Here is a 26013-nt window from a genome sequence, read left to right on the forward strand (position 1 = left end):
AAATTATTTTGTTAGTTACAATACTTTAGAAACTAATATAAACTAGGGAGTGGAAACACATGACAACTCAAACCGCTGGAATTCACCATATAACTGCTTTTGTAAGAAACGCACAGGTAACGGCTGACTTTTATGCAGGGGTCCTTGGACTTCGCCTAATCAAAAAAACAATTAACTTCGATGCACCAGAGGTATACCATCTCTATTTTGGCAATGAAGCAGGCAGTCCAGGTACGATCATCACCTTTTTCCCTTGGGAAAACTCGCGTAAAGGCAAAATTGGCGGAGGCCAAGTCGGTTATACCACGTATGTTGTCCCTGCCCATACGCTTGATTTCTGGAAAGAGCGGCTGACTAAGCTGAATGTTGATTTTGCACAAACCTCAAGATTTGGCGAAGAGTATTTGCAGCTTGCCGATCCGGACGGTTTGAAACTGGAGATCGTTGCCCGTGAACAAGGAGCGCAGAGCCAGTGGGCGTTTGGCGGGGTTCCTGCGGAAAAAGCGATTAAAGGATTTGGCGGAGCCATCCTGTACAGCACCAACGCTGCCCAAACGGCAGCGCTTCTGGTGAACGTAATGGGACTTGAGAAAGTAGGTGAAGAAGGCGGCTATGCCCGGTTCAAATCAACTGGCGATCTAGGCAACCTGATTGACGTGAACGTGGAAAATATGGAGCCTGGTCATGGCGGTGCTGGAACGGTGCATCATATTGCATGGCGGGCAAAAGACGACGCTGAACATGCGCTTTGGAGAAGCCTTGTGGAAAGCAGCGGCTATCAGCCAACGCCGATCGTAGACCGTCAGTATTTCAACGCGATCTATTTCCGCGAAACAGGCGGCATCTTATTCGAGATTGCGACCGATCCTCCAGGCTTTGCCCGCGATGAAGAGCCAGAGCATTTAGGCGAGAAACTGATGCTTCCAGAATGGTTCGAAGAGCATCGCACACAAATTGAGCAATTGTTATCGCCATTCGAAGTAAGAGTTCTAGAGGAGGACAAATGATGAAGCATATATTCAAACAAGGTACTGATCCTAATGCACCCGTATTGCTGCTGCTGCACGGAACTGGCGGAACGGAGCGGGACTTGCTCCCGCTTGCCGACCGTATCTCTCCCGCATCCTCTGTTCTAAGCGTAAGGGGCAATGTGTTGGAAAATGGGATGCCGCGTTATTTCCGGCGGCTCGCTGAAGGGGTCTTCGACTTAGAGGACTTAGCGTTTCGCACCAAGGAGCTGAATGATTTCCTGGATAACGCCGCAGTGGAATATGGATTTGATCGTGGCAATATGGTAGCAATCGGCTATTCTAACGGAGCTAATATCGCAGGCAGCTTGCTGTTCCACTACGAAGGCACGCTGCGCGGGGCCATCCTGCATCATCCGATGGTTCCGATTCGGGGGCTTGAGATTCCTGGTCTGTCAGCTGTTCCATGCTTCATCGGCGCAGGGTCCAATGATCCGATCTGTCCTCCGCAGGAGACAGAGGAGCTTGACCGCTTGCTGCAGGCAGCGGGCGCGCCGGTTACCGTTCACTGGGAGCCATATGGTCACCAGTTGACCAGTACCGAGGTAGCCGCAGCGGCAGCCTGGTATAACGAAACCTTTAATGGATAAGCAACGAGCTGTCACAATAGCAGGATAAAGGAAAAAAGGAGGCTGAAGATGCGATCCATTGATCCCGCGAGTCAGAGCGTTCAAGACAATTACAAGCTCCTCATTGGCAGCATTGTGCCGAGACCGATCGCTTTTGTCACCACGTTGTCTGGCGAAGGGGTGCTGAATGCAGCACCCTTCAGCTTCTTCAATATCGTAACGGCCAATCCGCCGATGGTGGCGGTATCCGTACAGCGCAAGCCGGGTGGTGTCCAGAAGGACACCGCCCGAAATGCCGTTTATGCAGGCGAATTCGTTGTCCATATTTCTGATGAGAGCTATATAGAGGCGATCAACGTCACCGCTGCTAATTTGCCGCCAGAGGAAAGTGAGGTGGAGCTGTCAGGCTTGACGGCTATCGCGAGCGAACGGGTAAAGGTTCCAGGCATTGCCGAGGCGAGAATTCGCATGGAGTGCGTGCTTGAGCAAGCATTGCCGCTTGGCGGCTCCGACGAAACGCCGGCTTGCGATCTCTTGATCGGGCGAGTCGTGCATTTTCATGTAGCAGATGAGCTCTATGAGAACGGAAGAATTAACGCCGAAGCACTGCAGCCCGTCAGCCGTTTGGCAGGCAATGATTATGCGAAGCTGGGACAGCAATTTACCATTGAACGGCCCATTTAAGGGAGGAGATTGACAAAGATGGTTATAGCAAGCATTATATTCGTATCATTAGTAGCAATGGAGCACCTCTACATATTAGTGCTAGAGATGTTTTTGTGGACCTCGGACCGGGCACGCAAATCCTTTGGCACAACGAAGGAGTTCGCGGAAAGCACCAAATCCTTGGCTGCTAACCAAGGGTTATATAACGGTTTTTTGGCAGCGGGCTTGTTCTGGGGTTTGTTCCATCCCACCGCTGAATTCGGATATCAGCTTCAATTGTTTTTCTTAATCTGCGTATTGGTGGCTGCGGTGTATGGCGGTATAACCGCGAAGAAGTCTATTCTTGTCGTGCAAGGCTTGCCAGCGCTTATCGCCCTCGTTTTCGTATTATTCGCATAAGCAGGCGACAAACAGCCCATACACGGTGATTCATCAACCGGTACGGGCTGTTTGTGCTTTCCGATCAGACTAGGCGTCTGCGGATCGCTCCTGAGATCAGGTCGATGATCGTAATCAGAATGACAATACCGAGCAGAATAATGCCAACGCGGTCCCAGTTGCGAGTACTGAGGGCGAAGATCAGCGGCGTACCGATGCCGCCTGCGCCGATTACGCCAAGAATGGTTGCAGATCGCATATTAATTTCAAAACGGTAGAGCATATATGATAGAAAGCCTGGCAGTACTTGCGGGAGAACGGCAAACCATAAGATTTGCAGCTGGTTTGCCCCAGAGGACAACAGCGCTTCGACGGGGCCTTTGTCCATATTTTCGACTTCATCGGCAAACAGCTTGCCAAGCATGCCGACCGAATGCAAGCCAAGCGCAAGCACGCCGGCGAAGGAGCCAGGTCCAACGGCTTTAATAAACATGAGTGCGAGCACCATTTCGGGAACGGCCCGAATGAAGCTGAGCAGCATTTTGCCTGAGCCGGAGATGGCCCTGGAATTGCTCATGTTCACCGCAGCCCAGAAGGCAAGCGGCAGACAAAGCAGCGTGGATATAAACGTGCCTAGGACGGAGATGGCGAGCGTATCCAGCAAACCTCGCAGTAAGTCCTCCCCTTCGGGCAAATAAACGAAACCCCAATCGGGCGAGAAAATGCCGCTTACAATTGACTTCGTAATTTGTACGGCTGTCTCCTTGATGCCTGTAAAGGGGACGCCTGAGAAAGCCCAAACATAGACGGCGGCAAGCGCCAAATAAATTAGCCAGCGGTAACGGTTCTTTTTCGGCCTCTGAACGAGGGTATTCCAAGGTTTGGTCATAATAGCTTCTCCCGCAGTTTCGTGCTTGAATAGTCAATGAGCAAGACGATGCCTAATGTAAAAAGAATAATGACGCAAGTCTTGTCGTATTCCAGAAATCCTAGCGTGATCTCATAATAATGCCCGATGCCGCCTGCGCCGACGAGCCCAAGCACGGCAGCTGCGCGGACGTTGATTTCAAAGGTATAAAGCGTAAAGGACATGAAGTGGGCCTGTATTTGCGGAATAACCGCATACCAGATCCGCTGCAGGCTGCCCGCGCCGACGGCGGTCATCGCTTCGAGCGGACCACGGTCGATGGACTCCAAAGCTTCATAGGAGAGCTTGGCGATCAGGCCCAATGAAAAGACGGCCAAAGCCATCGTTCCCGGGAGCGGGCCGATGCCGACGATGGCGACAAAGATAGCTGCTAGCAGCAAATCAGGAATCGTGCGGATGAGATTAAGCACAAAACGTACAGGATGGCGCAGCCACCAGCTTTTCGTAATGTTGCTGGCGCTTAGCAAGGCAACAGGAATGGCAAGAATTGCGCCAATGGTCGTGCCAATAAGCGCCATGCGAATAGTCTCCAGCATAGCTCCGACAATATTGTCGAAATACGTCCATTTGGGCGGGAACATTTCGGCTAGCAGGTCGAACATATTAGGAAAACCTTCGATCAGCTCACCCATTGTCGCTTCGGTCTGAACGGAGCTTCCCCATAGCAGCAGGATAACAATGGCTGCCGTCAAATAATGCTTGAGCTTGCTTGGCGGCTTCGGATGCGGAAGAGATTTATTGGTATTCATGCGCGCCGTGCTCCCAGCAGCTCGTCCTCTTCAATCGGGCGACCGTAAATTTCCGCGAATATCTCGTCCGTGGCTTCTGCTACCGGTCCGTCATACACGACCTGTCCACCTCGCAAGCCGACGATACGTGTCGCATATTGCCTAGCTAGATCGACGTAATGCAGGTTTACAATCGTTGTGATGCCCAGCTCTAGATTGATTTTTTTTAAATCGTCCATGACCTGCTTCGTCGTTAGCGGATCTAGCGAGGCAACAGGCTCGTCTGCCAAAATAATTTTGGCTTCCTGCGCGAGTACCCGCGCGATCGCCACCCGCTGCTGCTGTCCGCCGGAGAGCTCGTCGGCACGCGAATAGGCTTTCTCGATAATGTTGACGCGGTTCAGCGCCTCAAAGGCCAGATTCATGTCCCGCTCGGGAAACCGGCCCGTCATGGTGCGGAGAGTGGAATGATAGCCTACGCGTCCAGCAAGGACGTTGCGAAGCACGGATGAGCGCTTAACAAGGTTAAAGCTCTGAAAGATCATGCCGATATTGCGGCGAATCAAGCGCAGCTGCCTGCCCTTGGCGCTGGTAATGGATTTGCCATCGATCAAAATATCGCCCTCCGAGATGTCATGGAGGCGGTTAATGGAGCGCAACAGGGTTGATTTACCGGCGCCTGACAGTCCGACGATGACGATAAATTCGCCTTCGCCGAAGGTAAGGTTAATTTGATTTAAGCCCTTTGTCCCGTTGGGGTACAATTTCGTAACGTTGCGAAGTTCGATCACGGGAGTATCATTCCTTTTTAAGGATAAGTTTTGATAGGTTTTATATATTTTCAGGAAGCGAATTTAGAGGGAAATTCTCCTGCTATTTAAATGCAATTTGGAGTTTTGGGGCAATTAGAAGGAATTTCTCCCTCTAATTCCAATGATCCAGCCCTATTTGACGCAAACCAGCTGGATTAACAGGACAAATTCCCACTAATTCACAAGCAAACGGAATAAAGCTAGTTTAGCGGGAGATTTTCCATCTAAATATGCAAGTGGATGGGAACGGCCAGACATGCTTGTACAGTTGGAAAAAGCATAGCCAGCCCGGTCGCGAATCCGCCCGAACTGGCTGTCCAATGCTTTTGAAATGGAAGGAAGCATGAAGCTTCTGCTTGAAACCTACTAACAACTACTCGGTTTTAACCTTCTCACCGTATTCGCGAACAATGTTGAAGATGCTGTCTTCGGATTTGACATAGCCTTGATGGGAATAAATATCGAAAATAATTTGGCGAGTTGCATCGTCTTGGCCAAGTGAAATAAAGGCATCCTGAATCTTAGCGATCCATTCCGCATTCATGTCGGAGCGAACGGAAATCGTGTCGTTTGGAATGTTCTCGGTGTATGTGAGGACGCGCGTGTCATCAAATACGGTTGGGAAATCCTTTGCAACGGTGGTACGGGCATCCTGGAAAATTGCCGCTGCGTCAACGTCGCCGTTCAGTACGGCGATTACGCCTTGGTCATGGCCTTTTACTGTAACAGCCGAAACGTCCTTCAGCGGATCGATGCCTGCTTCGAGCAGCTTGCCTGCCGGCCAAACGAAGCCTGCGGAGGAAGTCACGTTTTGGTAGGCAATCTTTTTGCCTTTCAGATCCTCAATTGTCTTGATATCGGAATCCTTCTTTACGATGATCATGGATTTGTAGAAATCAACGAGCTGGTCGGTAGGAGCGCCTGAATCATCCTGTACGCCAAAACGCTGCGCTTGAAGAATGACCTCGGCTGCGCCTTTATCCTTAGCTAGTACATAAGCCGTCGGAGGCAGGAAGCCTACGTCTACTTTTTTGGAAGCCATCGCTTCAATAATCGTGTTGTAATCTGTGGAAATGCTCACTTTGACCGGAATTCCTAGCTTGTCCGACAGCAGCTGTTCCAGCGGCTTAGCCTTTGCTTCCAATGTATCTGCATTCTGTGAAGGGACGAATTGTACGGTTAGTGTTTCTGGCACGTATCCTGCGGCCTGTTCGGTTGCAGCAGGCGCGTTGGTGCTGGCGTTGTTTGTCGCTGCGGCTTCATTGTTTGATTTGTTAGCGCCGCATGCGCTAAGCAGGGATACGGATAATAGTAGCGGTAGGACAAACTTGGTCATTTTTTTCAAGTGGTAACCCTCCAGATTTTCTAATGTATGGTACTTGGTTAACTATAAGGACGGTTTATTATCTGTCCGTAAAGCAGGCGATAAGCTTTTGTAAAGCAGCGGAACGGCATTCTCACCCCTCATCTGAATCGGTTAAGATATATGGATGCAAGGCGAATGAACGCAATCGGAGGGAAGTTATACCATGACTCAAACGAATAAATATACATGCGAAATAATGGTAACCAGCGATCTTCACGGTCACATTCGGCCAGTCGATTACCGCACTCGCGAGGAGCGGCCTGCGGGACTTGCCAAGCTGGCAACGCTGGTGAAGGAGGCCAGGCAGCAATCGCCAGAGCTTATTCTGCTGGATAACGGCGATCTGCTGCAAGGAACGCCATTTGCCTATTACGCAGCAACGGCCGGCAAGCAGCGGCTCAATCCTGCGATAGCAGCGTTGAATGAACTGCAATACGATGCAGCCGTGCCTGGCAACCATGAATTCAACTATGGCTTGGAGCTGCTGGGCAGGGCGATCGAGGATTCGGATTTTTCATGGCTTTCATCGAATATCCTAAGCGCCAAGACGGATAAACCCGCGTTTGGCCAGCCTTATATTGTAAGGACTTTAACAAGTGGAATCAAAATAGTAATACTAGGTGTTACCACGCATTACATTCCGCATTGGGAGAACCCGGCGCACTTGGAGGGACTCGCTTTTCAAGATGCGCTTGCATCCGTCAAGGAATGGGTTGCTACGATCCGAGCAATAGAGCAGCCGGATTTGCTTGTGGTTGCTTATCATGGAGGGTTTGAACGGGACCTGCTGAGCGGGGAACCTGCCGAGAAGCTGACAGGCGAGAATCAAGCCTATGCGATGTGCACAGAGGTCCTGGGGATTGATGTGTTAATCACGGGCCATCAGCATCGAATGCTTGCGAGTGAGGTGAACGGGGTTACGGTTATTCAGCCAGGCTTCAACGGACAGGCCATAGGCAAGATCAGCGTCGCATTTGAAAGAAAGAAGGGAGATGGCTGGGCAATCGTGTCGAAACAGGCGGAACTGCTGCAAGCAAATGAAACAGTAGCAGCCGATCCCGCTATTATGGTGCTGACGCGTGAAGCGGAGGAAGAGACGCAGCGGTGGCTTGACCAGCCTATCGGCCGAATCAACGGAGATATGACGATCAAGGACCCGCTCGGCTGCCGCAGTGCGGACAATCCTTTCATTGAATTTATGAACAAGGTACAAATGGAGACGGCTGGCGTGGACATTTCGAATGCGGCACTCCTGAATAATGAGTCGGAGGGCTTTAGCGGCGAGGTGACGATGCGCGCTATCCTGACGAATTTTATGTACCCGAATACGTTAACCGTATTGAGATTAAGCGGCAGCGATATTAAAGCCGCGCTGGAGCAGACGGCCGCTTATTTTCAAATGAACGAAGATGGGTCGCTCGGAGTCAATCCTGCCTATATTGAGCCCAAGCTGCAGCACTATAACTATGATATGTGGGAAGGCATCACGTATGAGCTGAATGCCGCGAGGCCAGTGGGACAGAGGGTGGCGAAATTGCTATGGAACGGGCTGCCTTTGCTGGCCGATGAGCAGTTGGACGTCGTGATGAACAATTACCGGGCTGCGGGCGGAGGCGATTACGAGATGTACCAAGGCAAACCCGTGATTCGGGAGGTACAGATGGATATGGCGGAGCTAGTTGCGGGTTATTTGCAGAAACATGTCGAGGTAGAGGCGACTTGTAATCACAATTGGCGAGTTGTTCTGGAAGGCTAACAATTATCTAAAGCATTCCTCTCATTTATCTAATAATACTCTGCTAGGATGGGATTACGATACGATTCGAATGCCAAACTAGATTGATTACAAGGGAGAGTATTAAATGCTTGCAGTTTTGAAATTGGATTATTGGTCAAAAATGTCATTCCGCTTTAAATTGCCTGCCATGATTTGTTTGCTCGTATGTATTGTTTTGGCATCAACCAGCTTCATTTCGTATCAGATCGCCTCCGGCATTACGCTGGACAAAAGCAAAGATGAGATCAAAGCTACCTCGGATCGCATTGGCGAAGGATTGTTTTCTGCCGTACAGCTGGAGCAGCAGTCTGTTTATTTGTTGTCGATTAACTCGGCGCTTACCGCTTTATTGGAGCTAAGAGGTGCGGGTACGATGACGGAAGAAGAGTTCTACTCTAAATCGAATTCTATGTTTGTGAAAGCAAATCAGACGCTGGAAGCGAGTATTAAAGGCATGCCGGGGAATGAGACGCTGATGCTGATTGATACCAAAGGCATTGTTATTGCGTCAAGTAATCCAGCGGTTGTAAAAAACAGCCGTGCTGACCGGCAATATTTCCAAGACAGTCTGAAAGGGAAAACAGTAGTTAGCGAATCGCTTTTATCGAAAGCAAGCGGAAACCAAGTGAATGTTTTCTCGCAGCCGGTATACGATTCGAACGGAAAAGTACAAGGGGTGTTTATCTCTTCCGTTGTATCTGCTTTTTTTGTAGATAAATTAGGGAGCGTTAAAATAAATGATAAGGGCAATGTGCTTATTTTGGATCGTGTAGGCACATTGGTTTACCATTCCGGTGATGAGTCCCTTATCGGAAAGCCGCTTGAGAGCGGAGAATACAATGAAATTACTAAAGGTGCCGGTGACGGAAAGCTTGCGCAAGGTGAAGTGAAGCTGAAGGATAAGGTAGCTTATTACTCAAAAATACCTGCAGCCGACTGGACGGTAATCGTTGAGGATAGTTACGAGGACGTCAATCAACCGCTGCAATCCATGATGAGTAAGATGGCTACCTCCATGATTATCGCTTTGGTGGTGTCGATTATCGTTGGAATATTAATCTCCAGATTGGTGACAAGACCGGTGGCGCAATTGACAGGACTATTCAAGAAGCTATCTTCCGGCGACCTCACGACAGTGGCAACGGGCAAATACAGCGGAGAATTTAAGGAGCTCGCGGATAGCTTTAATACGATGGCCGAGCGCAATAAGAACTTAATCTCCAGTATGAACAGCTCGATAGCGGTACTTCACACCAGCACGAGGGAGCTGGACCAAACCTCCGCCCGGACGTCAACTTCAATTATGGAGACATCGACGACAACTTCCGAAATTGCGAAGGCGATGGAGTCGCAAGCGAACGACACCGAATCGATCGTGAATAAATTTATGGACGTAGGCGACAAAATCGAAAGTGCCACAGGCACATCGCTTACGATCAAAGCGAAGGCGGACGCTATTACCGACATTTTTCAAGCTAACCATAAGGTTATCGAAACCCTGGTTGCCATCAATGTGAAAAATGAAGAAGAGGTTCGCAAAATATCGGAAATTACGCGGCAGCTTGCGGAAAGCTCATCTGGCATTGGGCGCATGACCGATGCGATTGCCGAGATTGCCAATCAGACCAAACTGCTTGCCTTGAACGCTTCGATTGAAGCGGCACGGGCGGGAGAGCACGGCAGAGGATTCGCCGTGGTCGCAAGTGAAATAAGAAAGCTTGCGGAGCAGACCTCCGTACAATCCCAGGAAATTAACGCCATCGTGGGCCAAACGATCAATCACGTAGAGCAAAACAATCAAAGCGTTCATATCATTGAAGGCATTACGGAGCAGCACAATGACAGCGTAGGGCAAACCAAGCAGTCTTTCGATCTCGTCTCGGGGCATGTAAAGGATATTATCGAGCAGGTAAGAGAGATGGCAGAAGTGCTGTACGAGGTTGAGAATGACAAGAATGAAGTGCTTGCTGCCGCTCAAAACCTGTCAGCTTCCGGAGAGGAAGTGTCCGCCTCTGTCGAAGAGGTAACCGCAACCGTACAGGAGCAGGCAGCCATGGTTCAGCAGCTGGCGGAAATGGTAACGACCATCGATAAACTTACACAGGATTTAGCGGTCGCTTCGGCCCAGTTCAAAACGGAATAGCAATAAGAGGCTGCTCCCCAAAGCCATGCTGCATGCATAGCTGAGGAGCAGCCTTTTTTTGGGGACTATGCTATATCCCGAAAGTTTCTTTTAAGTGAGCTTGGCCTTAATGTGAAATCTTAGGTTAAATATGGTATGTTAGTAGAAATAGCGTTTAACAGGAGCGGTTTGTTCATGAAGGTTAGTATTTTTGATGTGGCCAAAAAATCAGGTTTGTCGGTCGTGACAGTATCCAGGGTACTCAATAATTCAACTTCAGTTCGGCAAAAAAACAAAGATAAAGTGCTGCAAGCGATGAAGGATTTGGATTATCATCCAAACGCCTCGGCCCGAAGCCTGGCAAGCGGAAAAACAGGGATTATCGGACTTACGCTAACTACCTTGCATGATACGGTTTTGGATGCAGTCGTTAAGGAAATCAATGATTGCTTGGCAGAGCAGGGTTATTTCCTGGCGTTGTCCATTTCAGCAGGCGACGAAGACTCCTTTCAGCGCTCTATGTTTCAAGAAGACCGTGTAGACGGCGTCATCTTGCTATCGCCGATGAATGCAGATATATATGTGATGGAGCTCAAAAAAAGGAAGATTCCATTTGTAATTTTGGATAACCAGCAACGCAATCCCTCGGTACCCTCTGTCGTGGTCAATAACTTTAAAGGCGGTTATGACGCAACCAAGCATCTCATCGATTTGGGACATACGGAAATTGCCCATATCAGTGGTCCAGATCCTTACTTAAGCAGCCGCGATCGTGAGCGTGGGTATTTATTTGCGCTTGAGGAGGCAGGGTTAACGCCATTCCATATTGAGCAAGGAACATTCGGCATTCCGTCGGGCTACAGCATTGCCATGCGCTGGATCCAGTCCGGTCGCTTGCCTACGGCGGTGTTTGCGGCGGATGATTTTATTGCTCTTGGGGTAATGGACGCTTTCAAGAACGAGAGAATACGCATACCAGAAGATGTATCTATCGTTGGATTTGACGATCAGATCTATGCGGAGGAATTTCGTCCTACCTTGACCACGATTCGCCAGCCGTTTGAGAAAATAGGACGTCAGGGTGTCGATATTTTGTTAAAATTAATTAAGGACCCATCCAAGCGGAACGTAACGATGGAATTCGATCCCACTTTGATTGTGAGAGAGTCAACGGGAGCGCCTCGGAAATCCTAATCGCAGGGCTCCTTACGGATAGATATCGTTAAAAGCGAGGACTTACAAGGTTTGCTGCTTCATTTAGCAAACCTTGAAGGTCTTTTTTTATTGCTGATTGCTTTTAACGATGAATCTCATCCTTATTCGACACTATTTCTCATCTTATATAGTTAAAACGCTTATACTTTTATTGTTTGATGCCATATCACTCCATTAAATTGGAACAAGAAAATGCAAAGAACAGCAAGAAACACACACTGATTTTGGGGTTTATCTTCAAAATACAAAGAAAAATACTTTGGAAGTGATTGACAGAGTGAGACTTACAGGATAAACTCTTTTTGAAAGATTAAAGCGCTTAAACTTTTAAGGGGGAAGTTAAAAATTGGCCTAAAGGAGTGGTAAAGCCATCAATGGGTTTGAAATTATCGCTCATATTGGCATCAAATTAAAATGATAACGCTTACAGAAAAGGTGTTATAGTATGCGCTTTTGTTTTCATTACAGAAAAGAAAAGAGGTCAAAAAACATGTTTATCAAAAGAAAAAGGAAGAACTCATTTCATGTAATCACGTGTTTGGTACTAACGTTCATGCTATTACTGACGCCATATTCAAGTTTTGCAGCTGAAGGTGAAACGGCTGCGGGAGCGGGGCCGTTCAAGGCATTCCCTCAGCACACGTCTTATGTGGAGGGCAGCATTAAGCCAAACCATGTGGCGCAAGCCGATTTGGATGATACCGTATCGAGATTATATGACGAGTGGAAAGCGAAATACTTGAAAGAAAATCCTTATACGCCTGGCCAATATTATGTCTGGTATGCAGATGGCGACTGGTTTGAAGACAATGAGATTACCGTTTCCGAGGCGCATGGTTACGGCATGCTGATTACCGCACTAATGGCGGGCCACGATGCGGATGCGAAGAAATATTTTGACGGCATGTATCGATATTTCAGAGCGCATCCAAGTGAGATTAATCCGGATCTGATGGCTTGGCAGCAAGCCGATGATGGAGAGTCGATCATAGATATTAACGGCGTTGACTCGGCTACGGATGGCGATATGGATATCGCTTATGCACTGCTGCTCGCAAGCGAGCAATGGGGCAACGACGGGGAAATTGATTATTTGGCGGAGGCCCGCAAGGTAATCAAAGCAATTATGGATAGCGAAGTCAATCAAACCGACTGGCTGCTCAGAATCGCCGATTGGGCAACGGACGGAAAATATGCAACGGCAACGCGTCCGTCAGATTTCATGCTGCAGCATATGAAGGATTTTGGAGTCGCTTCCGGCGATAGCCGCTGGAAGCAAGTAGTGGATCAAACCTATAGCGTTGTGCAGCATCTGTATAAGAACTATAGCCCGAATGCAGGCCTTCTGCCGGATTTTGTTATCAAGGATGAAGGGAGCGGCAGCTTTATCCCTGCACCGCCGTATTTCCTGGAATCGGACACGGACGGCGATTACAGCTACAATTCCTCGCGAACGCCTTGGCGGATAGGTACGGATTACCTCATTACGGGGGAACCGCGGGCCAAAGAACAGTTGAGCACTTTAAATACGTGGATTCGCGAGAAAACGAACGGCGAGCCAGAAAACATAATGGCTGGTTATCGTTTGGATGGATCGGAAGCATTAACGGATTATCAAGACATTACCTTCTCTGCTCCATTGATGGTGAGTGCCATGATCGATTCTTCCAATCAAGAATGGCTGAATAAATTATGGGACCACAATGCTGCGGTTAAGACGGAGGATGATCTTTATTTCGGAAATAACCTCCGTTTGCTTAGCATGATCGTCGTATCCGGCAACTGGTGGACGCCTACGATCGTGGATGCGGAGGCTCCCACTGAACCGGCGGATCTGAAGGCGGAAGCGGTATCCGGCTCTCAAGTTAATCTGACTTGGTCTTCATCCAAAGATAATTTGGGAGTAGCAGGCTACAAGGTTTTCCGTAATGGCGTCGAGCTCGCTGTGACGACGCTAACCTCTTATAGCGATACGGGCTTAAGCCCGGCAACTTCATATCAGTATTATATAATCGCGTTTGACCAAGCCAATAACTTCTCCAAGGCCAGCGATGCGAGAAACATTACTACGCCTGGCGGTTCAACAGGAAGCATAGGCGGCACAGGCGGAACGGGCGTCACCGAGGTTGTCTCTACGAATGGCAAAGCAACCATACCTACGGGTTACCCGGCTAAGGTGAGCTTGGGTGAGAAGATTAAAATAACGATCCCAGCCGGATCGACGGAGCAGCAAATGTTGCTCACGATTGAAGAGCTGCTGGATGCGGCTAAGCTGTTTGCGAAGAATGAGGTATATCTCAGCCCGGTGTTTGAAATTCTGAAGGATAAGGCTGGCAAGTTCAGCAAGCGTATCACGCTTGTCTTCGAGTTTAACCCATCATTGCTGAAAGAAAACCAGACGGCGGGCGTATTCTACTTCGATGAGGCGACGAAGAAATGGGTGCTCATCGGTGGAGAAGTGACCGGTAACCGCATTGAGGTCGAAGTGGACCATTTCACGAAATTCACCGTGCTGGCGATGAACAAGGCACCACTCAGCTTCAAAGATATTGAAGGTCACTGGGCACAGTTCAATATCCAGCAAGCAACTTCGGAAGGATTCGTGAATGGATATGCTGACGGTACATTCAAGCCTAACCTTTCGGTAACGCGGGCAGAATTTGCCGTGATGATGATGCAAATGCTGAAACCAGAAACCAGTGGCAGTGAGCTGCTATTTAAAGATAAGGCCGCTATCGGCGAATGGGCTATCAAGGCAGTAGCTCAAGCTGTGGAAGCGGACATTATTAAAGGCTATGCGGATGGTACCTTCCGTCCAAATGCAAACATAACGAGAGCCGAGATGGTGGTCATGATTGCGAAGGTGGCAGGCATGGAGGCAGAAGCGGTGGGCAAAACCAGCTTTGCTGATGACAGCGACATTCCTGCCTGGGTGAAGAAAGCGGCTGAAACGGCTAAGACGCTTGGCATTGTACAAGGACGCAGCGGCAATGCCTTCGTATCGTCTGGCGCAGCTACTCGCGCAGAAGCAGTGACGATGCTGCTGAAATTAAATGAGATTTTAGAAAAATAAAGCTTGAATGATCCGGAGACGGAAGTGGGGGCGATTGTACTGAAGCGCAGCAAAGGGCAAAGGCGTGAAAGCAAATATTTTTACTTATTCATTTCGCCCTGGATGATCGGTTTTCTATTATTTGCACTGTATCCAGTGGGGGCTTCCTTGTATTACAGCTTTACGGATTACGACATTATTCATTCGCCGGTCTTTATCGGCGGGGATAATTTTAAAGAGCTCTTCCATGACGAGCAATTCTGGAATTCTATCGTCGTTACACTCAAATACACCTTTATCAGTGTTCCGATCACGTTGTTTCTTTCACTGATTTTTGCGATTTTGATCAACCAGAAAGTTCCCTTCAGCGGCTTCTTTCGTACAGCAATGTACTTTCCGAGCATGATTTCGGGTGTTTCGATGGCGCTGCTCTTTTTTTGGGTGTTCAATCCGCAGGCGGGATTGTTCAACTATGGGCTATCGCTGTTTGGGATCGAACCGATTCACTGGTTCTTGGACGACCGCTACGCATTATGGGCTTTGATTATGATGTCATTTTGGGGATTAGGCGCAGGGATGCTTATCTTTCTCGCTGGTCTCCAAGGCGTGCCGTCGCATCTGCTGGAGGCTGCGAGGCTGGATGGGGCGGGGCGCTGGAGAACTTTTTGGAGCGTGACGTTCCCGATGATCTCACCGGTGTTTCTGTTTCAGCTGATCATAGGCGTGATCGAATCCTTTCAAGTCTTTACACAGGCGTATACCATTACTCGCGGAGGACCAAGTTATTCTACTTGGTTCTACGTATACAACATTTATATTAATGCGTTCAAAAATTTCCGTTACGGCTATGCTTCAGCGATGGCTTGGCTGCTTCTCATTGCCGTGTTAATTATTACTTACCTCATCATGAGGTCTTCGAAGCGTTATGTTTATTACGAAGGGGGGCGTGACAGATGAGCGAAGTAGCCCTGGAGAATAAAAAGAATACGGTGCGAAAAAAGAAGAAATGGAAGCTGTCGCAGCTAATCGGATTTGTTATCCTTCTAGTCGTGACCATAACGATGCTGTCTCCCGTTTGGTTTATGGTGACTACCTCGCTAAAGACGACGAAGGAATTGCTTCTTTTTCCTCCAACCATAATTCCTAAGGTGTTCGCGTGGGGAAATTTCAGTGAATTATTCACCAACACCGACATCAAATTCGGCCAGCAGTACATGAACAGCTTAATCGTTGCGATATGCACCGTCATTGGCACAATCATTTCTTCATCTCTAGTTGCTTTTGGATTTGCTAGGTATCAAACGAGAAGCAGCGGTTTTATGTTCATGCTGGTGCTTAGCACATTAATGCTGCCGTATCCGGCTATCATGATCCCGCAGTTTCTGCTCTTTATGAATCTCGGCTTGCATGATTCCTTGCTTCCATTGATACTGCCGTCCTTTTTTGGGTCTGCTTATATGATATTTTTGTTGAAGCAATTTTTCTCTACGATGCCGGATGAGCTTTACAATGCGGGTCGAATCGATGGCTGCAGCGAATTCCGCCTCTATTGGAATTTAACGCTTCCGTTAGCTGGCCCTGCGCTTGCGACGGTTGCCATCTTCTCCTTCATTTGGAGCTGGAATGATTTGCTCACGCCGGTCTTGTATTTGGATTCGCAGGAGAACTTTACGCTTCCGATCGGCATGGCTGCTATGCTGTCGTCGAAGTTCCGGCTTGCTCCGTGGAATCTATTAATGGCGGCTTCCATTCTATCGGTCATGCCGATTGTGCTTTTATTTGCAGTAGCACAGAAAAGATTTGTCGAAGGTATCGTGCTCACGGGCATTAAATAAGCCTTGCGCCGATATCGAATGAAAAATAAGGGGGAAATAAGGAAGATGAACAAGAAATGGATGTCCATTGCGATTAGCTTGACTCTCGTATTTGCTTTACTGGCAGCGGCATGCTCGAATAAGGAGAAGACAGAGGGCGGCAAAGGCGAGAAAGTAACGATCACCCATTATACAATTGACTCGCCAGACAGAACCTTCGTTGAGAAGCTAATCCCGGATTTCGAAGCGAAGCATCCTAATATTAAGATTAAAGTAACTAAAGCGCCTTATGAGCAGTTCGACTCTAAGCTGCAATCCTCCATTGCTGCAAAGAATGCTCCGGACGTTACTTCTCACTGGGGATACGGCGGTTTTATGGAGTATTACAATAAGGATATGCTGATGGATTTGTCACCCTATTTGGAGGGCTTCAAAGCATCGGATTACAACATTCCCGATGATGTCATGGACATCTATAAGGTCGATGGGAAAACCTACGGCATTCCTCTTAATAGTTATGTGACCGTCATGCTTTATAACAAAGACTTGTTCGATAAGGCGGGTCTCCCTTATCCTCCAACGGATTATGAAGACAAAAGCTGGACCTTTGAGAAAATGGTAGAATACGCGCAAAAAATGACGGTAGACTCCAAAAATATGGAGGAAGCGCAGTATGGTGTCGATTTCGGCTTTGGCGAGCGTGATCAACGTCCCCAATACTTCGGAGCGAATGTTTATTCCGATGATACTTGGACAAATGGCGGCAAGCCTTCCGAAATTAACCTATCCAAACCAGAGGTAGTGGATGCCTATAAAACCCTCTATGGTCTCATTTACGATAAAAAGGTTGCTCCAACGCCGGCATTCTCTCAATCCGTTTCGGGCCAATTCGGTGATCCGTTCTTATCCGGAAAAATCGGAATGTCCGTGGTTGGCTCGTGGAGCTTGGCTGCTGCAGCAGATTTCAGCTTTAATGTAGGTGTAGCCGCAGTGCCGCAAAGCCCGAAAGGCGATGTAAGAAGCGTGCTTTACGTAGATCCACTGTTCGTTCTGAAGGATTCCAAGCATCCGGAGGAAGCTTTGGAATGGATCAAATATTTGATTACGACTGAAATTCAGGAAAAATCGATTGAGCTCAGCGGTGGCAATCCGCCGGTAAACCAAGCGGCAGCTGAGAAATACTACAATAACTTTGAAGGCATCGACCCAAAAGGGATTCAACAGGTGTTTGATGGCGCATATAAATATGGTTTTGAATCCTACAACCATCTGATTTCCAACTACTCGCAAATCAATGAATTGTTCATTAACGAGCTAGCAGGCGTTGAGAATGGCGATAAGCAAGTAGAGGAAGTGCTTCCTGTTATCGAACAGAAGCTGAAGGATCTTCTAGCGAGAGTAAACAAACCATAGAACATAGGCTTTGAGGAGGGGGTGTAGGGTGCTGCTCCCCCTCCTTCTTTTCGTAAAGGTAATCACTTTGGTTTGAGGAAGGCGTTTGCTATGAAAGTAAGCATATTAGACGTAGCTAAGAAATCAGGGCTTTCCATTGTAACGGTCTCTCGCGTATTGAACAATTTACCTAGCGTAAGATCGGGCAATAGGGATCGTGTACTGCAAGCGATGAAGGATTTGGATTACCATCCTAACGCTTCGGCCAGAAGTCTTGCCCGTGGCAAGACGGGGATTATCGGACTATCCTTGACGACGCTCTATGATTCCTTTCTAGATTCCGTCGTCAAGGAAGTGAATGATTGTTTGGCGGAGAAGGGCTACTTTCTTGCGTTGTCGATTTCCAGCGGAGACGATGATCAAGCTCACCGCTCCTTGTTTCAAGAGGATCGAGTGGATGGCGTCATTCTGCTGTCGCCGATGCGTGAGGATGAATATGTGCTCGACCTGAAGAAAAATCAGATTCCGTTCGTGATGCTCGACAATCAGCAGCTTAATTCCTCCGCCACCTCTGTTATTGTAGATAACTTTCATGGCGGCTATGAAGCTACCAAGCATTTAATCGGGCTTGGCCATCAGGATATTGCGCATATTAGCGGTCCGGAGCTGTTCCTCAGCAGTCGTGAAAGGGAGCGGGGCTACCGTGCTGCCTTAGCTGAAGCGGGATTTCAGCCTTACTGCGTAGAGCGAGGGGATTTTGAAATCTCAACGGGCTATCGCATTGCCCAGGCCTGGATAGAATCCGGCAAGCTGCCAACAGCGCTATTCGCGTCGGATGATTACATGGCGCTTGGCGCGATGAATGCATTCATGAACGAGGGAATACGAGTACCGGAGAAAATATCTATTATCGGGTTCGACGACCAGTTCATTGCCTCCGAATTTCGGCCAATGCTGACGACCATGCGGCAGCCGGCGGACCAGATCGGAAGGACGGGTGTGGATTTACTGCTTAAAATGATTAATGGCGGAGTTAAACGAAACGTGACGGTCCAGTTAAGTCCGGAGCTTGTCGTTCGTGAATCGACTTCCCCTATGTCTTCATAATCGCAGGTGCGTATACGAAAAAGGCAGCTATCCTCTTCGGAGGGCAGCTGCCTTCTTTGCGTTTGCTTCCTTAACCTTTCACCGCGCCGGCTACAACGCCTTTGACGATGTACTTTTGCAGGAAGATGAACACGATAATCGATGGCAGCACGGCCATGACCATGGCGGTCATCGCGTATTGCCAGTCGGAAGTATATTGGCCGACGAAGGTGTAAGCGGCGAGCGTCAAGGTTTTGGTGTCGGGCGAGCCGTTAACCATAAGCAGCGGGAGCAGGAAGTCATTCCAGATCCACATGACATCAATGATAACGATCGTTGTTGTAACCGACTTAAGGAGCGGAAATATCACTAGGAAAAATAATTTAAAGCCGGAAGCGCCGTCAATTGTAGCGCTCTCGTCGATTTCCTTCGGAATGCCCTTCACAAAGCCATGATAGATGAACACCGCGAGCGGTGCGCCGAAGCCCCAGTAAAGAATGCCGAGCCCCCAAGTGCTCTCGGACAAGTTTAAGTTTTTGGCAAGCTGAAGCACGGTAAGCATAATCGATTGGAACGGAATCAGCATCGGCATAATGCAGAGCAGGTAGATAAGGCCGCTCCAACGCGTCTTCGTTCTCGCCAGCTTATAGGCTGCGATGGAGGAGACAAGAATAATGCCGGCAAGTCCCACGGTCGTAATAATAAAGTTGTTAAGGAACAGCTTCGGATAGTTGATGAACGACCATACGTAGGAATAGTTCTCGAATACGAGCTGCTTTGGCAGGGCCACGACATCGGTCATGACCTCGCCGAAGCTTTTGAACGAGTTGTTGATCGCCAGAAATAAGGGATAGAGAAACACAAGCGAGAGAAGCACCATGACGACTTCCAGTACGATGCGCCCTGTTCTTGCTTTGGCATGCGTATTCATTAGGCTTCAACCTCCCTGCGTTTGAAGATCGTCAATTGAATGATAGTTACGAACAATACCGCAACGAATAGGATAAGCGCTTTGGCTGTTCCGTAGCCATAAAGATTGTTTTGGAACGTATCTCTGTAAATGTCATAAGCGATACTATAAGTCGTTCCACCAGGTCCGCCGCCAGTCAGAGACAGGATGACGTCAAAGACTTTGATGGAGTTGGTCAACGCCATGAAGACGGAAATCGTGATGGACGGCGCTAGCAGCGGCAGCGTAATGCTGAAGAAGCGTCTTAACGGACCCGCGCCATCGACGGTTGCGGCTTCCTTGAGATCATCCGGCACCGACTGCAAGCCGGCAATGTAGATCACTAAGTAGAAACCGATCGACTGCCAAATCGAGACCAGCAGGATCGAGACGAAGGCTAGCCCGGGCTCGCCGAGCCAGCTTAGGTCGAATATGCCCCAGCCCGTGCTCTGCGCAAGCGATTCAAACCCTTGCATAAAGATAAACTTCCAGATAAATCCAACGATGACGAGGCTTAAAATATAGGGAATAAAGAAAGCGGCGCGCAGCCATGAAGTCGTTTTGAGCTTCATATCCAAAATAACAGCCAGCACAATGGCCAGCACATTCACGAGCACGATATACAAAACCGCATATTTGATCGTGAACCATGCGGAGCTTGCAAAGTTGGCGTCGCCCGTAAAAATTTGCTTAAAGTTATCAAGCCCAACGAAGGTTGGATGCTTGGAAATTCCGTTCCATTTGGTCATGGAATAACGGATGGTCATGGCGAACGGGATATAGAACGCTACGGCGATACAAATTAATACCGGCAAGGTGAAGATGCCGAATTCGAGCTTCTCGCTCCATTTTCTCCCTAATGCTTTAAACATCAACGCACCTCTTTTCTTCTCTGTTCGTCTAATGGCTGTTTGCTTCTGCTATACAAGCGTGATTGGCGTATGCCATGATGAAAGGCAGAACGGCTAACGCGGGAACACAGGCAGAGCTCGTTTCCGAGGCTGTACATTTTTGTTTTCAATCCATCGCCATTCGTTATAATGTGTATTATAAAACAGCCGCCCACCTGCAAAAATGGATTTAAGAAATCAGTTAGGGGTAAAAAGGTGAACGGAATGCCGGGCTGAAGGGAAGAGGGAAATGATCATAAATCGAGCTGGGAAAGCCGTTAAAGCAATAGCCGAGCGCATGTCGAGAAGACTGGTGAACAAGCTTATTTTGCTTTTCACGTCCATTATTATACTCGTGGTCGGGTCGCTGACTTATATTTCATATCAAATGCTGCAGAAGGAGTCGGTCACAAGCAGCATAGCCAGCACTTCAAACAACCTGCTGCTCGTTAACCAGAACATGGAGGACTATTTGAAGGGAATGGAGCAGTTATCGCTGCCGCAGATCCGCTATGATGAAATTACTTATGCCATTACGCATGAGTCGGTGGATTATGCTTCGAAGATGTATTTGGAGGATTATTTGCGGGAGCTGTATTATTCCAGAAATGATCTGGAAGCGATCTTTCTCTATGTGGTGAAGGAGAAAAAATATTATGCCATATCGAAGGAAAGCTATAATATTACCGTTCGTACAGGCGTGGACCCTGCCATCACCAAGCTGCCATGGTACGAGAAGGCGATGTCGAGCCCTTTTAACCGTTCGTACCAGTCGTTTGTTGAAGCAGACTCGGAGCCTGGGTATCCGGTAGACACGGAAAATAGCTTTATGGCCTATCACCGGGTGCTTCGCTCGATCGTATCGAGGCAGCCTCAGGCCGTGCTGTCATTTTATTACGATTCCTCGGTCAGAGACGAAATATTAAAGGATATACCCTTCGATGCAGGTCAGCATTTGCTGTATTTAAGTCCGGATAATGAGCCCTTTTATACGGATGATCCTGCTTTTTATGAGCGGGCTAAGGCTGGAGGCTTATTGGAACGTTTGGGACAACCATCAAGCAGGCAGCTGACCTGGTCGGAGGAAGAACAGAAGTACCTTGTCGTTTATGACATCGGTGAGCAAGAGGGCTGGAGGCTCGTTAAGCCGATTCCTTATACGCAAATCTATGAGGCGGCCCGAACGACGCGCAACATCAGCTTTTCAATCGGTTTTCTGTTCTTGCTGCTCTCGATTATTGCGGTTACGTATTTCTCTAATGCGATTACTAAGCCGCTGAGGAAGCTTTCTTATCAGATGAATCGCTTCAGTACGGGGCATTTCGATGCGGAGGCAGAGGTAAGAGGCCGAGACGAGATTGCTTATTTGTCCCGTCATTTCAACCAGATGGTGAGAAGGACGAATGATCTCATCAATGAACGCTACAAGATGAAGCTGGTGGAGAAAAATGCGATATTGAAAGCGTTGGAGGCTGAAATTAATCCGCATTTTCTATATAATGCGCTGCAAGCCATTTCGACGAAAGCGCTCAAGAGTGAACGCTTTGACATCGTTGATATGGTCGACTCCCTGGCATTAACGCTGCGTTATTGCATAAGCGGTAAAGATATCGTGCAGTCGCGCGAGGAGCTGAAGCATATCGAACATTATTTGTCGCTGCAGAAGGCGCGCTTCGGCAGCCGCCTGCAGATGACTTATGAATGGGATGATTCGCTTATGGCCCTGGAAATACCGAAGCTGTCGCTTCAAACCTTAGTGGAAAACTCGATCAAGCACGCGCTGGAGAAAGTATCGAGCACGATTACGATAGATATCCGGGCCAAGCTGACCGAAGAGCATGCCGTCATATCCGTGCATGACAATGGACCAGGCTTTACGCCAGAGCGACTCATGGAGGTGAGGCAATCCTTTTTGAGCGAGTGGGAGGAACGTGAGGATGCGGAGGAGAGCATCGGGCTTGTGAATTTGCATACCCGCCTGAGGCTGCTTTACGGAGACGAAGCGATGCTTCGAATCGAAACAGACGAGCTTGGAACAACAATGGAGATGCGGTTACCGCGGGAAGGAATCAGCCATGTATAGAGTGCTAATTATTGATGATGAAGAGCCGCTTCGCGAGGCCATTCGCATATTAGGAGATTGGAAGGGCTTGAACGTGACAGAAGTGCTTGAAGCAACCGATGGAAAGGTCGGACTAGAGATGCTGGCTGCTCACAAAATAGATTTGGCCATGGTGGATATGAAGATGCCTGTAGTAAACGGCGTGGAGCTGCTGCAGATGATCGAGCGCGATTATCCCGATTTGCTGACAATTGTGATTAGCGGCTATAACGACTTCGAATATACGCGTCAAGCGATACGTTCTAAAGTCGTCGATTACTTGCTGAAGCCGGTGAATCGCAACGACTTGAACCAATCGCTCCGCAAAGCGATCGACGTGTTGGATGCGAAGCGGAAGAAGGACAGCGATTTTATCAATCGCAATATCACGCTCAACATGTCGCTGCCGCGTCTCAAGGAAAAAGTGTATTTGTCCATTATTGAGCGCAGCTTCAAAAGCCAAAGCAATGAGGCCTTCCTGCCTTTAATCGGCGCGGATGATCCCGGCAACCGCTTTACGGCGGTCGTGCTCCGCGTCTTAAATCTGGAGCAGATTCGGAAAAGCCGCTTTCATGAGGACACCGACCTTTTGCATTTTGCGGTGGCAAATGTCATGAATGAAATTGCTGGCGACCATTTTGGCGCATTCAGCTTTGCGAGCCCGAAGCAGGAGCGGGAGCTCATTGCGATCCTGACAATGAATGGCGGTTATGCGGAGGATATCGCGTACCATTCCATGCATCAAATGAATAAGGTCATTTCGACGTTAAAGGAGCTTTTCGGCATTGTAGTAGCGGCAGGAATCGGCCATTCCAGCCCCGATGTCATGCAAATCGCAGCGTCCTATGAGATGGCCAAAGGCGCGATTAGCGGGATTGATCTGCTTAGGCTGAAAGGAGCTACGGTAACCAATGCCGCGGATAAGAACGTATCTGCTCCGAAAGACAACCAGTCGCTGACCAGCCGGATTCTGAATATCCGCACTGCGCTGGAGGGCGGAAACCCTCAACATGCGAAGGCGCTTGTGAGTGAGTATATCAAAAGGTGGAAAGCCTCGGAGCAATTCAGTATTGGAGAAGCAGACCGGGCATTGCATGAGTTTGTGATTCTGCTGAATGACATGTCGCTGGAGCTGGGCGTGAAGCCTGAGCAGCTTCCGCTTACAGGCGACCATGCACTGCGGGGCATTGGCATCTCTACCGATTTTGGAAATATCGAGCAGTATGAGCAGCTTCTATATGCCATATTGGATTTTTTCAGCGGTCAAATTAGGAAATCGCAAATGACGAATCAGCCGTTTGAAGTAGGGGATATTAAAGCCTACATTGATCATCATTATTTTGAGGAAATAAAGATCTCGATGTTTTCCGACAAATATTTTTTGAGCAGGGAATACTTGATGAAGCTGTTTAAGCAGCAGTTCGGTTTCGGCATTCATGAGTATGTGCAGAAGGTAAGAATGGACAAGGCAAAGGAGCTGCTCAGCGATCCGAACCTGAAGATTCAGGATATTTCAGAGATGCTGGGGTATAAAGACAAGAACTACTTCAGCAAGGCGTTCCGCAATTATTATTCGGTATCGCCTTCGGAATTTCGGTCCTCCAATGGGGATAGCTAAAAAGTGAACAACGGGCAGCATGACACTTTTTTACCCTTAAGACTTCACTTATGTGCATTCTTATCCGATTTCATTTTCTTTAGAATAGGCATCGTAGACCACAACCAATGAAGGAAATGGGGGCAATACAATGTTAAAAAGATTTCTGGCACTGTCCGTCAGCCTCGTGCTGATTATCGGAATACTTGCTGCTTGCGGCAGCGACAAAAACAATACGACAGGCAACAACGAGGGTACGAATACGGGCGGCAACACAGAGGCCTCGGATAAACCGGTTACAATCAACATGTTCACCGCCTCTCCAGAATACACAGATGCTTTCAATGCATACATCGCAGAATACAAGAAAGTAAAACCGAACGTAACGATCAACTTGGAAATTATGCAAGCCGATTATAACACGGTCTTGAAATCGAAGATCGCGGCAGGCAGCACGCCGGACGTATTCCAGACAACGGCAGGCGGCGACATCGATACATTTGCAGAATACAGCGCGGATTTGACGAATGAGCCGCTTGCAGCAGCCATGACGGATTCCGTTAAAATCAACATGAGCTCCAAAGATGGCAAGGTGCTGGGCTTCCCTGTCAAAGGCAACCTGATGAACATGGTTTACAACAAAAAATTGTTGGCTGACGCTGGCATCACGGAAGTGCCGAAAACAACTTCGCAAATGGCAGATGCCATTACGAAGCTAGAAGCTAAAGGCATTACGCCGTTCGCGAATGCATACAAAGAGTGGTGGGTATGGAAGCATATTTTCCAAAACTTCGTCAATGCAGCTGCCGAAGATGCAGGCATTACGCCGAAAGAGCTGGTAGAAAATTTCATCGCCGGCAAAACGACGTTTAACGATCACCCAGTACTGAAAGATAACTTCTTCGCTTTCATCGATACAACGGTTCAGCATGGTACAAGCAAGCCGCTTGAGCGTGACAGCAACGCAGAAGTCAGCGACTTTGCTTCCGGCAAAGCTGCATTTATGACAGGCAAGGGCGCTTGGGACGAAGAAGCGATCAAAAAAATTACACCTGATTTTGAGCTTGGAATCGTGGGTTACCCAGTGAGCGAGAAAGCAGAGCAAAACCTGCTTGTTACTGGCGCTGACCAAGCGCTTCGCATCAACAAGGATTCTAAAGTTGTCAACGAAACGATTGCGTTTTTCAACTGGCTTTACACTTCCGATTACGGCAAAAACTGGTTCTCCAGCGTAGCGAAGGTTATTCCTCCAATCAAGGATGCTCCGCTTCCTGAACTGGATATGCCTAAGCAAATGGAAGAGATTCTAAAAACAGAAAAATCCGGCGATCTGTCGGTTAACTACTCTCTGGATACGTTCCACCAAAAGTTTGGTGAGTTGATGCAAGGTTATATTGGCGGCAGCAAAACGAAGGATCAAGCGATTGATGAAATTCAAAAGGCTTGGGTTCAATTCGGATCTGCGGAATAAGCTTTGCCATAGGCTAACTCTTAACTCAGCACTTTTACAGTGCTGAGTTAAGCTGTTTTATGGACTCCAAAA

22 protein-coding genes are annotated in these 26013 nt (G+C 48.3%); 16 read left to right on the top strand and 6 right to left on the bottom strand.

From position 1 onward, the window contains the following. The first annotated feature begins 59 nt into the window (after positions 1-59). From FJQ58_RS20685 to FJQ58_RS20700, 4 genes are read left to right on the top strand one after another with little or no spacing between them, the layout of a single operon-like run. Complete coding sequence (locus tag FJQ58_RS20685; protein WP_139996712.1) at positions 60-1007, top strand: ring-cleaving dioxygenase; 948 nt, start codon at positions 60-62, stop codon at positions 1005-1007. Further along, entirely contained in the window at positions 1007-1618 is a 612-nt protein-coding gene (locus FJQ58_RS20690) for an alpha/beta hydrolase (RefSeq protein WP_139996713.1), read from the top strand. Before FJQ58_RS20685 ends, FJQ58_RS20690 begins: the two co-directional genes overlap by 1 nt. A 48-nt stretch (positions 1619-1666) precedes the next feature. Then, entirely contained in the window at positions 1667-2281 is a 615-nt protein-coding gene (locus tag FJQ58_RS20695; protein ID WP_139996714.1) for a flavin reductase family protein, read from the top strand. 18 nt (positions 2282-2299) lie between these two features. Further along, complete coding sequence (locus FJQ58_RS20700) at positions 2300-2662, top strand: DUF1304 domain-containing protein (RefSeq protein ID WP_139996715.1); 363 nt, start codon at positions 2300-2302, stop codon at positions 2660-2662. A gap of 64 nt (positions 2663-2726) precedes the next feature. On the opposite strand, the gene phnE (FJQ58_RS20705) is transcribed toward FJQ58_RS20700, so the two are convergent. The 4 genes from phnE (FJQ58_RS20705) to FJQ58_RS20720 form a co-directional block, all read right to left on the bottom strand. After that, positions 2727-3530, bottom strand: a complete 804-nt coding sequence (gene phnE / locus FJQ58_RS20705; protein WP_139996716.1) for a phosphonate ABC transporter, permease protein PhnE — start codon at positions 3528-3530, stop codon at positions 2727-2729. Then, a complete protein-coding gene (gene phnE, locus FJQ58_RS20710) occupies positions 3527-4318 on the bottom strand; it encodes a phosphonate ABC transporter, permease protein PhnE (protein ID WP_139996717.1) in 792 nt (263 codons plus the stop codon). Before phnE (FJQ58_RS20710) ends, phnE (FJQ58_RS20705) begins: the two co-directional genes overlap by 4 nt. Next, complete coding sequence (phnC, locus tag FJQ58_RS20715; protein ID WP_139996718.1) at positions 4315-5088, bottom strand: phosphonate ABC transporter ATP-binding protein; 774 nt, start codon at positions 5086-5088, stop codon at positions 4315-4317. Before phnC ends, phnE (FJQ58_RS20710) begins: the two co-directional genes overlap by 4 nt. Before the next feature lie 394 nt (positions 5089-5482). Continuing rightward, positions 5483-6445 (bottom strand): phosphate/phosphite/phosphonate ABC transporter substrate-binding protein, encoded by a 963-nt coding sequence (locus FJQ58_RS20720; protein ID WP_175598016.1) that lies wholly within the window; start codon positions 6443-6445, stop codon positions 5483-5485. 193 nt (positions 6446-6638) lie between these two features. Here FJQ58_RS20720 and FJQ58_RS20725 point away from each other — a divergent pair, with 193 nt between their 5' ends. The 8 genes from FJQ58_RS20725 to FJQ58_RS20760 all read left to right on the top strand — a co-directional run bounded on the left by FJQ58_RS20725 (position 6639) and on the right by FJQ58_RS20760 (position 18954). Beyond that, the gene (locus FJQ58_RS20725) at positions 6639-8231 is read left to right on the top strand and encodes a bifunctional metallophosphatase/5'-nucleotidase (protein WP_139996720.1); all 1593 of its coding nucleotides are present in this window, start codon (positions 6639-6641) and stop codon (positions 8229-8231) included. A gap of 106 nt (positions 8232-8337) precedes the next feature. Continuing rightward, positions 8338-10395: a methyl-accepting chemotaxis protein gene (locus FJQ58_RS20730; RefSeq protein WP_139996721.1), complete on the top strand. Its 2058-nt coding sequence runs from the start codon at positions 8338-8340 to the stop codon at positions 10393-10395. 174 nt (positions 10396-10569) lie between these two features. Continuing rightward, the gene (locus FJQ58_RS20735) at positions 10570-11568 is read left to right on the top strand and encodes a LacI family DNA-binding transcriptional regulator (protein WP_139996722.1); all 999 of its coding nucleotides are present in this window, start codon (positions 10570-10572) and stop codon (positions 11566-11568) included. A gap of 511 nt (positions 11569-12079) precedes the next feature. Beyond that, the gene (locus FJQ58_RS20740) at positions 12080-14662 is read left to right on the top strand and encodes a glycosyl hydrolase family 8 (protein ID WP_238404214.1); all 2583 of its coding nucleotides are present in this window, start codon (positions 12080-12082) and stop codon (positions 14660-14662) included. A 3-nt stretch (positions 14663-14665) separates the two neighbouring features. Next, the gene (locus FJQ58_RS20745) at positions 14666-15598 is read left to right on the top strand and encodes a carbohydrate ABC transporter permease (protein WP_338016158.1); all 933 of its coding nucleotides are present in this window, start codon (positions 14666-14668) and stop codon (positions 15596-15598) included. Then, complete coding sequence (locus FJQ58_RS20750; RefSeq protein WP_139996724.1) at positions 15595-16476, top strand: carbohydrate ABC transporter permease; 882 nt, start codon at positions 15595-15597, stop codon at positions 16474-16476. Before FJQ58_RS20745 ends, FJQ58_RS20750 begins: the two co-directional genes overlap by 4 nt. 45 nt (positions 16477-16521) lie before the next feature. Further along, the gene (locus FJQ58_RS20755) at positions 16522-17868 is read left to right on the top strand and encodes an ABC transporter substrate-binding protein (RefSeq protein ID WP_139996725.1); all 1347 of its coding nucleotides are present in this window, start codon (positions 16522-16524) and stop codon (positions 17866-17868) included. Between the two features lie 90 nt (positions 17869-17958). Continuing rightward, a complete protein-coding gene (locus FJQ58_RS20760; RefSeq protein WP_139996726.1) occupies positions 17959-18954 on the top strand; it encodes a LacI family DNA-binding transcriptional regulator in 996 nt (331 codons plus the stop codon). A gap of 70 nt (positions 18955-19024) precedes the next feature. Here the strand turns inward: FJQ58_RS20760 and FJQ58_RS20765 are convergent, their stop codons facing one another. Continuing rightward, positions 19025-19864 carry a carbohydrate ABC transporter permease gene (locus FJQ58_RS20765; RefSeq protein ID WP_139996727.1) on the bottom strand — a complete coding sequence of 280 codons (840 nt, stop codon included), beginning with the start codon at positions 19862-19864 and terminating at the stop codon, positions 19025-19027. Then, positions 19864-20754 carry a carbohydrate ABC transporter permease gene (locus FJQ58_RS20770; protein ID WP_139996728.1) on the bottom strand — a complete coding sequence of 297 codons (891 nt, stop codon included), beginning with the start codon at positions 20752-20754 and terminating at the stop codon, positions 19864-19866. Before FJQ58_RS20770 ends, FJQ58_RS20765 begins: the two co-directional genes overlap by 1 nt. A 74-nt stretch (positions 20755-20828) precedes the next feature. Here FJQ58_RS20770 and FJQ58_RS32410 point away from each other — a divergent pair, with 74 nt between their 5' ends. The 4 genes from FJQ58_RS32410 (at position 20829) to FJQ58_RS20785 (ending at position 25941) form a co-directional block, all read left to right on the top strand. Then, the gene (locus tag FJQ58_RS32410) at positions 20829-20966 is read left to right on the top strand and encodes a hypothetical protein (RefSeq protein WP_161601324.1); all 138 of its coding nucleotides are present in this window, start codon (positions 20829-20831) and stop codon (positions 20964-20966) included. Between the two features lie 56 nt (positions 20967-21022). Next, positions 21023-22855, top strand: a complete 1833-nt coding sequence (locus FJQ58_RS20775) for a sensor histidine kinase (protein WP_139996729.1) — start codon at positions 21023-21025, stop codon at positions 22853-22855. Beyond that, entirely contained in the window at positions 22848-24491 is a 1644-nt protein-coding gene (locus tag FJQ58_RS20780) for a response regulator transcription factor (RefSeq protein ID WP_139996730.1), read from the top strand. Before FJQ58_RS20775 ends, FJQ58_RS20780 begins: the two co-directional genes overlap by 8 nt. Positions 24492-24621: 130 nt before the next feature. Then, the gene (locus tag FJQ58_RS20785) at positions 24622-25941 is read left to right on the top strand and encodes an ABC transporter substrate-binding protein (protein ID WP_139996731.1); all 1320 of its coding nucleotides are present in this window, start codon (positions 24622-24624) and stop codon (positions 25939-25941) included. Positions 25942-26013 lie beyond the last annotated feature (72 nt).

Source organism: Paenibacillus paridis, assembly GCF_006345825.1.
Classification (GTDB): Bacteria; Bacillota; Bacilli; order Paenibacillales; family Paenibacillaceae; genus Pristimantibacillus; species Pristimantibacillus paridis.

Bases quoted from the DNA above. Each gene is read 5' to 3' on its own strand.
- FJQ58_RS20700 (WP_139996715.1), top strand. From the start codon at position 2,300: ATGGTTATAGCAAGCATTATATTCGTATCATTAGTAGCAATGGAGCAC.
- FJQ58_RS20740 (WP_238404214.1), top strand. From the start codon at position 12,080: ATGTTTATCAAAAGAAAAAGGAAGAACTCATTTCATGTAATCACGTGT.
- FJQ58_RS20695 (WP_139996714.1), top strand. From the start codon at position 1,667: ATGCGATCCATTGATCCCGCGAGTCAGAGCGTTCAAGACAATTACAAG.
- FJQ58_RS20750 (WP_139996724.1), top strand. From the start codon at position 15,595: ATGAGCGAAGTAGCCCTGGAGAATAAAAAGAATACGGTGCGAAAAAAG.
- FJQ58_RS20685 (WP_139996712.1), top strand. From the start codon at position 60: ATGACAACTCAAACCGCTGGAATTCACCATATAACTGCTTTTGTAAGA.
- FJQ58_RS32410 (WP_161601324.1), top strand. From the start codon at position 20,829: ATGATGAAAGGCAGAACGGCTAACGCGGGAACACAGGCAGAGCTCGTT.
- FJQ58_RS20720 (WP_175598016.1), bottom strand. From the start codon at position 6,445: ATGACCAAGTTTGTCCTACCGCTACTATTATCCGTATCCCTGCTTAGC.
- FJQ58_RS20765 (WP_139996727.1), bottom strand. From the start codon at position 19,864: ATGAATACGCATGCCAAAGCAAGAACAGGGCGCATCGTACTGGAAGTC.
- FJQ58_RS20730 (WP_139996721.1), top strand. From the start codon at position 8,338: ATGCTTGCAGTTTTGAAATTGGATTATTGGTCAAAAATGTCATTCCGC.
- FJQ58_RS20760 (WP_139996726.1), top strand. From the start codon at position 17,959: ATGAAAGTAAGCATATTAGACGTAGCTAAGAAATCAGGGCTTTCCATT.
- FJQ58_RS20690 (WP_139996713.1), top strand. From the start codon at position 1,007: ATGAAGCATATATTCAAACAAGGTACTGATCCTAATGCACCCGTATTG.
- FJQ58_RS20735 (WP_139996722.1), top strand. From the start codon at position 10,570: ATGAAGGTTAGTATTTTTGATGTGGCCAAAAAATCAGGTTTGTCGGTC.
- FJQ58_RS20755 (WP_139996725.1), top strand. From the start codon at position 16,522: ATGAACAAGAAATGGATGTCCATTGCGATTAGCTTGACTCTCGTATTT.
- phnE (WP_139996717.1), bottom strand. From the start codon at position 4,318: ATGAATACCAATAAATCTCTTCCGCATCCGAAGCCGCCAAGCAAGCTC.
- FJQ58_RS20775 (WP_139996729.1), top strand. From the start codon at position 21,023: ATGATCATAAATCGAGCTGGGAAAGCCGTTAAAGCAATAGCCGAGCGC.
- phnE (WP_139996716.1), bottom strand. From the start codon at position 3,530: ATGACCAAACCTTGGAATACCCTCGTTCAGAGGCCGAAAAAGAACCGT.
- FJQ58_RS20725 (WP_139996720.1), top strand. From the start codon at position 6,639: ATGACTCAAACGAATAAATATACATGCGAAATAATGGTAACCAGCGAT.
- FJQ58_RS20780 (WP_139996730.1), top strand. From the start codon at position 22,848: ATGTATAGAGTGCTAATTATTGATGATGAAGAGCCGCTTCGCGAGGCC.
- FJQ58_RS20785 (WP_139996731.1), top strand. From the start codon at position 24,622: ATGTTAAAAAGATTTCTGGCACTGTCCGTCAGCCTCGTGCTGATTATC.
- FJQ58_RS20770 (WP_139996728.1), bottom strand. From the start codon at position 20,754: ATGTTTAAAGCATTAGGGAGAAAATGGAGCGAGAAGCTCGAATTCGGC.